Origin of the sequence: Pseudomonas sp. NPDC078416 (assembly GCF_050268485.1) — a bacterium.
Taxonomy (GTDB): Bacteria; Pseudomonadota; Gammaproteobacteria; order Pseudomonadales; family Pseudomonadaceae; genus Aquipseudomonas.
The window spans coordinates 264,156-273,609 of record NZ_JBNNGV010000003.1; the positions used below are offsets into that span (position 1 = coordinate 264,156).

At 59.5% G+C, this 9,454-nt stretch carries 10 protein-coding genes and 3 pseudogenes; 6 read left to right on the plus strand and 7 right to left on the minus strand.

What is annotated here, in order from left to right:
- Window positions 1–38: 38 nt before the first annotated feature.
- From ACQKEN_RS06695 to ACQKEN_RS06720, 6 genes are all read right to left on the minus strand, one after another.
- Window positions 39–803 carry an IclR family transcriptional regulator gene (locus ACQKEN_RS06695; RefSeq protein ID WP_427684572.1) on the minus strand — a complete coding sequence of 255 codons (765 nt, stop codon included), beginning with the start codon at window positions 801–803 and terminating at the stop codon, window positions 39–41.
- 186 nt (window positions 804–989) lie between these two features.
- On the minus strand, window positions 990–1,379 hold the full coding sequence (locus ACQKEN_RS06700; protein WP_133774954.1) for a RidA family protein: 390 nt from the start codon (window positions 1,377–1,379) through the stop codon (window positions 990–992).
- Between the two features lie 24 nt (window positions 1,380–1,403).
- Entirely contained in the window at window positions 1,404–2,195 is a 792-nt protein-coding gene (locus tag ACQKEN_RS06705; RefSeq protein WP_427684573.1) for an amino acid ABC transporter ATP-binding protein, read from the minus strand.
- Complete coding sequence (locus tag ACQKEN_RS06710) at window positions 2,192–2,854, minus strand: amino acid ABC transporter permease (protein WP_282372235.1); 663 nt, start codon at window positions 2,852–2,854, stop codon at window positions 2,192–2,194. The genes ACQKEN_RS06705 and ACQKEN_RS06710 overlap by 4 nt, the downstream gene beginning before the upstream one ends.
- A 12-nt stretch (window positions 2,855–2,866) precedes the next feature.
- Entirely contained in the window at window positions 2,867–3,529 is a 663-nt protein-coding gene (locus ACQKEN_RS06715) for an amino acid ABC transporter permease (RefSeq protein ID WP_427684574.1), read from the minus strand.
- Between the two features lie 66 nt (window positions 3,530–3,595).
- Window positions 3,596–4,444 (minus strand): transporter substrate-binding domain-containing protein, encoded by an 849-nt coding sequence (locus ACQKEN_RS06720; RefSeq protein ID WP_427684575.1) that lies wholly within the window; start codon window positions 4,442–4,444, stop codon window positions 3,596–3,598.
- 579 nt (window positions 4,445–5,023) lie between these two features.
- Between ACQKEN_RS06720 and ACQKEN_RS06725 the strand changes: the two genes are divergently transcribed.
- The 4 genes and pseudogenes from ACQKEN_RS06725 to ACQKEN_RS06740 all read left to right on the plus strand — a co-directional run bounded on the left by ACQKEN_RS06725 (window position 5,024) and on the right by ACQKEN_RS06740 (window position 7,614).
- Window positions 5,024–5,392 (plus strand): NUDIX hydrolase, encoded by a 369-nt coding sequence (locus tag ACQKEN_RS06725; protein WP_427684577.1) that lies wholly within the window; start codon window positions 5,024–5,026, stop codon window positions 5,390–5,392.
- Between the two features lie 320 nt (window positions 5,393–5,712).
- Window positions 5,713–6,396, plus strand: a pseudogene (locus ACQKEN_RS06730) (PAS domain-containing protein); the annotation flags it as partial.
- A 105-nt stretch (window positions 6,397–6,501) separates the two neighbouring features.
- Window positions 6,502–6,933 (plus strand): annotated as a pseudogene (locus ACQKEN_RS06735) (methyl-accepting chemotaxis protein); the annotation flags it as partial.
- Window positions 6,934–7,083: 150 nt separating this feature from the next.
- Window positions 7,084–7,614 carry a GAF domain-containing protein gene (locus tag ACQKEN_RS06740; protein WP_427684578.1) on the plus strand — a complete coding sequence of 177 codons (531 nt, stop codon included), beginning with the start codon at window positions 7,084–7,086 and terminating at the stop codon, window positions 7,612–7,614.
- Between the two features lie 117 nt (window positions 7,615–7,731).
- Here the strand turns inward: ACQKEN_RS06740 and ACQKEN_RS06745 are convergent, their stop codons facing one another.
- Window positions 7,732–8,352 carry a polyribonucleotide nucleotidyltransferase gene (locus tag ACQKEN_RS06745; protein ID WP_427684579.1) on the minus strand — a complete coding sequence of 207 codons (621 nt, stop codon included), beginning with the start codon at window positions 8,350–8,352 and terminating at the stop codon, window positions 7,732–7,734.
- A 111-nt stretch (window positions 8,353–8,463) separates the two neighbouring features.
- Between ACQKEN_RS06745 and ACQKEN_RS06750 the strand changes: the two are divergent.
- Window positions 8,464–8,685, plus strand: a pseudogene (locus ACQKEN_RS06750) (site-specific integrase); the annotation flags it as partial.
- A gap of 12 nt (window positions 8,686–8,697) precedes the next feature.
- A partial coding sequence (locus ACQKEN_RS06755) for an ATP-binding cassette domain-containing protein (protein WP_427684580.1) occupies window positions 8,698–9,454 on the plus strand: 757 nt, incomplete at its 3' end.

Genomic DNA, 9,454 nt, shown 5'->3' on the forward strand with positions numbered 1-9,454 from the left:
TGTTCCCCTGAAATTTTTTGTTCGTGTGTGCGGCGAGGCTATTCGATGACGCGCCGGGCCAGGCCGTTGGCGCTGTCGATCAGCACACGCCGGTAATGGTCGTAGTGGGCCGTGGCGTCGGCCCGCGGGGCGACGATGCACAGGGTCGCGATGCAGATACCCTGTTTGTCCCGCACCGGGGCGGCGAAGCAATGGGTGAAGGTGTCGGCGATGCTGTCGAAGGAAAAGAAGCCGTCGTCGTGGGCCTTGCGGATCTCGGCCAGAAACGTCTCGATCGGCAGGCGCTTGCCGTCCGGGAGGATGAAATCCTCGTCGTCGATCAGGTCGATGATCGCCTGATCGGTGAGGTGCCCGAGCAGCAGACGGCCCGAGGCCGTCCACGGAATCGGTGCGTCCTCGCCGATGTCCGACGAAATACGAAAATGCCGTGCGCCCTCTTTCATCAGCGCAACGGTGTATTTACGCCCGTTAAGCAGGCACATCTGCGCGGTTTCCCGGGTCTGCTCGACGATCTCACCCAGGCTGACTTCAGCCTCGCGGGTGAAGTCGAAATGGCGCAGATGCGCCTGCCCGAGGAAGTACAACTGCCGGCCCAGGTACACATGGCCGTCTTTGCCGACGGTCTCGAGAATGCGCCGCTCCAGCAGCGAACTGACCAGCTCATACACCGTCGATTTGGGGCTGTCGATGCCGCTGGCGATCTCGTTTGGCCGCAACGGCGTGCCGGTTTCCTTGAGAAAATCGAGAATATCGAACGCCCGGTCTAAACCACGGGCCCGGCGTTTGATGGTGTCTTCGGTCATGGTGGGGGTTGTCCATTGAGGCGGTTAATTCCTGGCGCGCAATTTACAGGCATGGCACTGGCTGTAGGAGCGCGCTTGGTCTGGGCCGCATCCGGACGATTGCCGTGGGTCAGGCAATAATTCGTTTGCAGACACATCGCAATCGCGGGCAAGCGCGCTCCTACAAGGATGCGTGCCTGACTTTACTTACGCCTTCTTCTTGTAGGCAATGCAATCGATCTCGACCTTGCAGTCGACCATCATGTTGGCCTGCACGCAGGCGCGGGCCGGGGCGTGTTCCGGGGAGAAGTACTCGCCGAAGACCTTGTTGAAGCTCCAGAAATCACGCGGGTCTTCCAGCCACACGCCGACGCGCACCACGTCTTCCAGGCCATAACCGGCCTCGGTCAGGATCGCCACCAGGTTCTGCAGGGTCTTGTGGGTCTGCTCGACGATCCCGCCGTTGATGATCTCACCGTTTTCGGCCGGCACCTGACCCGACACATGCAGCCAGCCATCGGCTTCGACGGCGCGGGCGAAGGGACGTGGCTGGCCGCCACCTGCGGTACTGCCGGCGCCGTAACGAGTAATGCTCATGAAAATCTCCTTTGATCGAGCGTCTTAAAAACGAATGTTCTTGAGGAATTCAGCCAGACGCGCTGACTTGGGTTGTTCGAATAATGCCTTGGGCGGGCCCTGTTCTTCGATGCGGCCCTGGTTCATGAACACGATCTGATCGGACACCTCATAGGCGAAGCGCATCTCGTGGGTCACCAGCAGCATGGTCATGCCCTCTTCGGCCAGGCCCTTGATCACGCTGAGCACCTCACCCACCAGCTCCGGGTCCAGGGCCGAGGTGACTTCGTCGAACAGCATCAGGCTGGGGTTCATCGCAATGGCCCGGGCAATCGCCACGCGCTGCTGCTGGCCGCCGGACAACTGACCAGGAAAGTGATTGCGCCGCTCCAGCAGGCCGACACGCTCCAGCCACTTTTCGGCCAGTGCGATGGCTTGATCCTTGGGCAGCTTCTTCACTTTGAGCAGGCCGAGGGTGACGTTCTGCAGAGCTGTCAGGTGCGGGAACAGGTTGAACTGCTGAAACGCCATCCCGGTCATCGCCCGGTGCCGGGCGATGAGCTTTTCAGGATGGCGAACGCGCTTGCCACTGACGTCGCTGTAGCCGATGTCCTGACCTTCGAGACGAATGTGCCCGCCCTGAAACTCTTCCAGCAGATTGACGCAACGCAGCAGCGTGGTTTTGCCCGAGCCGCTGGAGCCTATCAGCGTGACCACGTTGCCTTTGTTCATCTTCAGGTCGACGCCCTTGAGCACTTCGACCGGGCCATAGGATTTGTGCAGCCCTTCGATGCTCAACAGAGCCGGGGCGGCAGGTGCAGTTTGAGTCTGTGTCATGGCAGGGCCACCCGTTTTTCGATTTGCCGCCCAAGAAGCTCGATGGCGTAGTTGATGACGAAGAAGAGAAAGCCGGCGAACAGGTAAAACTCAAGGGTCATGAAGTTGCGCGCGATCACCTGCTGAGTGCTGAGCAGCAGCTCAGCCACGCCGATCACCGAGAGCAGGGTCGAGGCCTTGACGATCTCCGTCGACGAATTGACCCAGGTCGGCAATATCTGCCGTAACGCTTGAGGCAAGAGGACGTAACTGAGGGACTGGCCGAATGTCAGGCCGATGGCCTTTCCGGCTTCCAGCTGCCCGCGGGGTATGGCCTGTAAGGCACCGCGCACGATCTCGGCGACGTGGGAGCCGCAAAACAGCGTCAGCCCCAACGCACCGGCCTGGAACGCGCCGATCTGCCAGCCCAGCGCCGGCGCCATATAGAAGCAGGCCAGCACCAGGACAAACACGGGAGTGCCTCGAATCAGATCGACGTAGGCGCGAAACGGCAGGCGCGCCCACCATTTGCCGTAGGTCAGGATCAGCCCGGCGAACACGCCGATCACCGTCCCGAACACGATCGCCAGGCCCGCGCACTGCACGCTGGTGAGAAACCCCGCCCACAGCGCCTCCCGGGCAATCCACAATTCATGCAACCAACTGGGTTGTTCGTACATGGTCCGGGGCTCCTAGCGGCGAATCGCCAGACGCTGCTCGAGGTAACGCAGCAGCATGGCAATCAGGTAACAGGCCGCGACATACAGCGCCGTGGTCACCAGCCAGGTTTCAATCACCCGGTAGCTCTCGACGTTGATCTTGCGCGCGTAATAGGTCAGTTCCGGCACCGCGATGGCGGCGGCCAGGGACGTGTCCTTGAACAGCGAAATGAAGTTGTTCGACAACGCCGGCAGCACGTTGCGCAGCATTACCGGGACCACGATGTACGCACGCACCTGCCATTCGCCGAGGCCGATCGCGAGCCCTGCTTCGCGCTGGCCCTTGTGAATGCTTAACAAGCCTGCGCGAAACACTTCGGTCAGGTACGCCCCGGCATACAGCGACAGGGTGACGATGAACGACGGGATCTTGTCCAGCCGAATACCGAGCCCTGGCAAGGCGAAGTAGATCAGCAGGATCAGCACCAGAATCGGCGTGTTGCGCACGACGGTGACGTAAACCGACGCCACGATGCGCAGGGCCCGGTAGCGCGACAGCATCGCAAACGCGGCCATCATGCCGATCACGCACCCGATGGCGATGGAGATCAGGGCCAGTTCCAGACCGAGCCCCAGCCCTGCCAGCAGACTGGGGAAATCCCGCCAGACCGCTGCAAAATTCAGCTGATAATTCATGGTCAGCAGTCCCTGGGACGGGACGGCACCACGGCCGTCCTCGCCCCCTTCAGTGAGCGACGCGGGTTATTTGTATTCCATCGGGAAACCGATCGCAGGGGTCGGCAGGTCCACGCCGAACCACTTCTTGAAGGACTCGGCATACATCGGGAATTCAACCCCGGTCATGGCTTCATGCAGGGCAGTGTTGACGAAGTTCAGCCAGTCCTGATCACCACGTTTGACGGCGCAGGCGTAGGTCTGCGGGCTCCAGGCGAACGCGGGCGAGCGATAGCGACCGGGGTTCTGCACCATCAGGTATTTCACCGACGACTGATCGGTGGCCGCCGCATCGGCACGACCGGAGTTGATGGCCTGGTACATCAGATCGACGCTGTCGTACTGATCGACCTTCGCCTTGGGCAGCGCCTGATGCACCAGCTCTTCGGCGTAGACGTTTTGCAACACGGCCACGGTGACGCCATCGCCGGCGCCTTTCAGGTCGTCGATTTCCTTGTACTTGCTGTTGGTCGGCAGCAGCAGCGCGACGCCTTCGCGGTAGTAAGGCAGGGTGAACGCCACCTGCTGGGCGCGGCTGGCGGTGACCGTGATGAACTGGCAGCTCATGTCGACTTTATCCGTCAACAGGTTCGGGATCCGGGCGTCGGAAGACTGGACCACGAACTCGACCTTGCTCGGGTCATTGAACAGACCTTTGGCGACGATGCGCGCGATGTCGATATCAAAACCCTGCAACTTGCCGTCTGCGCCCTGGAAATGCCACGGGGCATTGGTGCTGCCCGTACCCACGATCAGATGGCCGCGCTGCAGGACGCTGTCAAGCTTGCTGTCGGCGGCGTGCGCCGCTGTTGCAAACGTTGCTGCCGTTATCAGGGCCAATGCACAAGCTTTCAAAGAAAGGGATCCGCGCCGCATGAGAGAAACTCCGCCGATGGTATTTATTCCGCTATAGCGGAACGCTGTGTGCCACAACGGAATAGACAGCAGAAAGTGTGCCACAGAGTCGGGCGGGAAAAGAAGCCGCAAAAATCGCCGGCGTTTTCAATCACATGGGTTCAAAGGCGGGTGCGAGCAGGGTTAAACCTCGCGCAGGCCAACAGGCCGAAGCGCTACGGATCACCCCACGCAATGAGCAACGGGCCCCATCGATGGGCGTCTCGCTCCAATAACGCGCATCACGGTTGTGCCGATGGACCGCTCATCGCGCCAAGGGCACGATTCGCCTGGTGCAGAACCCAATCAGCGCGTCATTTAAGTAGTGGCATTTTGTATTCTCGGCATGCTCACCCCACGCGCACGGCACGCCGTTGGGCCGGTTGTCCCGAAACGCCTCTCAACCGAGCTATGGTTTTTTAAATACCGGCCGATTTATGTGGGTCAAGGGAACATTGGCACCGTTACTGCTTCAAACGTCTTTATGAAGGTTTTGTGACAACCGTATAAACATGCACGGACGGCAGGCGCTTTTACGGGTTTCACGCTGGAGGAACGCCAATGAAAGAACGAGCCACAGTCATTTGCCGCAGGGACAACCAGATCCTCTACGTGCGCAAATCCAATGCCCGCTGGAACCTGCCGGGCGGCAAGGTTGAGGCCGATGAATCGCCTGCGCAGGCGGCTGCCCGCGAATTACGTGAGGAGACCGGGCTGATTCTCGAAGACCTGGCGTACATCACACGCTTTGAAGGCGGCACCGTGCTGCATCACGTGTTCGAAGTATCGGTCACGATGATCGCCACCCCTGCCCCCCACAACGAAATCGCCGACTGCAAGTGGTTCACCAGCAAAGAGCTGGGCGATCAGAAAGTCAGCCCGGCGGCGAAGTCCATCGTGAAGGCGTTTCTGACCAACGCTATTTATTAGCTGTTGTTGAGAGGCGTTCACAGGTTTTTCACATCGAGGGCGGTAGGCTTCATTTGCTCCTCCAAGACTGACTTTAAGCCCGCACCCCCCATCGCGGGCTTTTTCTTGTCCAAAATTCCTTGTCAGCCCCTTCCTTCTGCCCGCCCATGATCTATAAACATTCTGACGACCGGGCTTAATTTCGGCATTCGGACGCCGACATTTAAGTGAGCACATCCAAGGAGCGGCAGATGTTTAATTCCAAAATCAAAAAGCAAGTGTCCACACTGAGCTCGGAGCTGGTCACACTTAAAAATTTTCACGACGCCCTCATGCAGGAAATGCTGTCGCTGACAGTGGATTCCGACCTGCGCATCACGGACGCGAACGGCAAGTTCTGCGCAGCAATCGGTTACGCCCACGACGAACTGGTCGGCAAGCCCATTGCCCAGTTCGTGCCCTCCTATGTGGCGACCCTGCCGTGCTTCCGCAACTTCAAGGCGGCAGCCACCAGCGGCACGGCAGTGACCGACGACTACCGGTTCATCAGCAAGAATGGCTCTCTGATCTGGATTCACGCCACCTGGTCACCGTTGAAGGATGAGCAAGGTCGCCTCTTCGCACTTAAATGCCTGGCGACCAACGTCACCAACGAAATCAACAAGGCCCGGGAAAACGAGTCGTTCATCAACGCCCTGCTGCGCTCGACAGCGGTCATCGAATTCGACCTCGGCGGCCACGTGCTGAAAGCCAACCAGTCTTTCCTCAAGGAAATGGGCTACAGCCAGGATCAGATACTCGGCAAGCACCACAGCCTGTTCTGCGACCCGAAGTTTGCCGGTACCGAAGATTACAAAGCGTTCTGGAAACGCCTGAACAATGGGGAGTTCGTCGCCGACCGGTTCAAGCGCATCAACAGCCGGGGCGAAGAGGTCTGGCTCGAAGCGACCTACAACCCGGTGCACGATACCCAGGGCGAGCTTTATAAAGTGGTGAAATTCGCCACCGTCATCACTGATCAGGTACGCCGCGAGGCGGACATCAGCATCGCTGCGGGCACCGCATTCGAGATTTCCCAGCGCACCGATGTTTCAGCGCAGCGCGGCGCGGCGGTGATCAACAACACCGTGGAAACCATGAACGGCATCGCCGACCAGATGCTTTCCGCCTCCCATGGCATGGAAGCGCTGGGCAAGCAGTCGCTGTTGATCAGCACCATCGTGCAAACCATCGGCGGCATCGCCCAACAAACCAATTTGCTGGCCCTCAACGCCGCCATCGAAGCCGCCCGCGCCGGTGAACAAGGCCGTGGCTTTGCCGTGGTCGCCGATGAAGTGCGTCAACTGGCCGGGCGCACCAGCACCGCGACCGAAGAAATCGTCGCCGTGGTGCAACAGAACCAGAAACTGGTGGATGACGTGGTCAAGGACATGGGCAGCACGCGGGTCCAGGCCGAACAGGGCCTGTCGCTGGCCAACCAGGCCGGCAGCGTGATCGTGGAAATTCAGGAAGGCGCGCGGCAAGTTGTTGGGGCGGTGCAGCGCTTTACCCACCAACTTTGACAGCGGCCACCCGCGCCTTGGGCTCGTGTGCCCCATGACAAATGGTCGCAGCATGCCGAGCGGAAGATACGCTTGCCCTACAAAATGCTAATCTGCGCCCTATGCATGGCCCAGGCCAGTACGCCACTACACATCGATATGGAGCCGACAATGGCTTTGGATTCCCTGCTCTGCCCGGATTTGCTGACCATTGCAGAGCGTTCGGCGATCGCCGAGGTTGAAGCGACGACGAACATCCTCAGGCTCGTGACCCGGCTGACCGGCATGCGCTTCGCCGGCATTGCCAAGTTCACCGACGCCGAGTGGGTCGCCTGCGCGGTCTATGATGAAATTCACATCGGTATCCAGGAAGGCGAAGTGCTGGAGCTGGAAACCACCCTGTGCAACGAGCTGATCGAAAACCCGAAGGCGCTGATCATCCCCAGCATCAGCCAGAGCGAGCGCTATGCGGGTCGCCCGGTGGTCAAGCGATACGCGATCGAGAGCTACATCGGCGTACCGATCAGCCTGCCCGACGGCCAACTGTTCGGCGCGCTGTGCCTGCTTGATTCCAAAGCCAGCACCTTTGAAAACCCCGACCTGGTCGAAACCCTGGGCCTGTTCTCCCGACTGATCGGCTGCATCGTGTTCTCCCATTACAGCACGGTGAACAAAGTCAGGACGCAGGTCGAGCACGCTTGAGCAGGTGATGCAGTTCGGCGGGGTCATTGCCGCTCTCGATTATCCATCCTCATCAGGCCACGTCACCTCATCGGTGACGTGGCGTCCTGGCTCGTGAGCGCCAGCGATGGCCTTTACTCACTCCCCGGTAACAGTTTTCACAAGTGCAGCGTGGCCTTTGGGGTTGTCCGCGTTGGTGATCACTGTGACGACTGCGGACTGTGTACCAGAAGCAGCGGCCACGGTAGTCGCGAGCATCGGCTTGCCGCCCGCAATGAATGAGGCATCGAGCTGACGCAAGCCCAACCCACTGGCTTTAACGATGCTTTTTTCCCCCAGTTTTTTATAGTCCTGGTAATCGGTACGTTGTTGCAGCGCCGTGCCGGTCAGCAGACCGTTCAAGGCGGTTTCGTCGTTGTCGGAGTCGACGGCTGTCGCAAGGGGAACCTGCCCGGTAATCAGCACGCTTTTTTCTGCTTTGTTGAGGTAGTTGGCGCCGGTCATGCCCAGGGCAGTCGCTCTAGGGTCGATCGGCGTGGGATCTTTGACAAACCCGGCCGGTACGTTGACTGAAAGCTTGCCCCCTAGCATCGAGACTTGCTGGGCGGTGTAACTGCTCTGCGCCTCTGCAGGCGGTGAGGCCGCCAGAGCGGCCGTGACGCCAACGGTCATTGATACGGCCAGCCCCAGAGTCAGACTTAGCGCGGCTTGTTTCATCAATCGGTTCGTGGCGGAGGGTAAATTCCATTTATTCAACATAGTCAATTCCAGAAATGATCACAGGGAGATTCAAGCGACTCTGGCCAGTACAGAGCCCAGCGCAGAGCCACCTTCACGCATTTAGCTGACAGGTCCTCCAGACATTTGTTCCAGCGTTCGCCATACAACTGTCGTCATACTTATGCGACACTACGCGCAATGTCTGGAACGAATCCCTCCTTTATCGCCCAACAGCTCGGACGCCCGGTCCAGATGCTGCTCTCGACATATGCGCGCTGGCTCAGCTCCAGCGGCGACTGGGAGGAAATGGAAAAACTCGGAAATGTCTCAGGATTGGCCCACGGTCACATCCAGCAACCCGCAAATCATTAATAGGTAAGGTAATTGATTTCCACAGCTAACATCACCATGCAGTTTGGCGCCAAGCCGCTGTTCGAGAACGTTTCGGTCAAATTCGGCGGTGGCAATCGCTATGGCCTCATCGGCGCCAATGGCTGTGGCAAGTCCACCTTCATGAAGATCCTCGGCGGCGACCTGGAGCCGTCCGGCGGCCAGGTAATGCTCGAGCCGAACGTGCGTCTGGGTAAATTGCGCCAGGACCAGTTCGCCTACGAAGACTTCACCGTCATCGACACCGTGATCATGGGTCACGAAGAGCTGTGGAAGGTCAAGGCCGAGCGCGATCGCATCTACTCGCTGCCGGAAATGACTGAAGAAGACGGCATGGCTGTCGCCGAGCTGGAAACCGAGTTCGCCGAAATGGACGGCTACACCGCCGAATCCCGTGCCGGTGAGCTGTTGCTCGGTCTGGGCATCGGCATCGAGCAGCACAACGGCCCGATGAGCGAAGTATCGCCGGGCTGGAAACTGCGCGTGTTGCTGGCCCAGGCGCTGTTCTCCGATCCTGAAGTGCTGTTGCTCGACGAACCGACCAACCACCTGGACATCAACACCATTCGCTGGCTGGAAAACATCCTGACCCAGCGCTCCAGCCTGATGATCATCATTTCTCACGACCGTCACTTCCTCAACAGCGTGTGCACCCACATGGCTGACCTGGATTACGGGCGTCGGGCGCGGTGGAAGAAACGGATGTGGCAGTCATCGAGGGCATCTCCGTCAGGTGACGATCTGATACTGG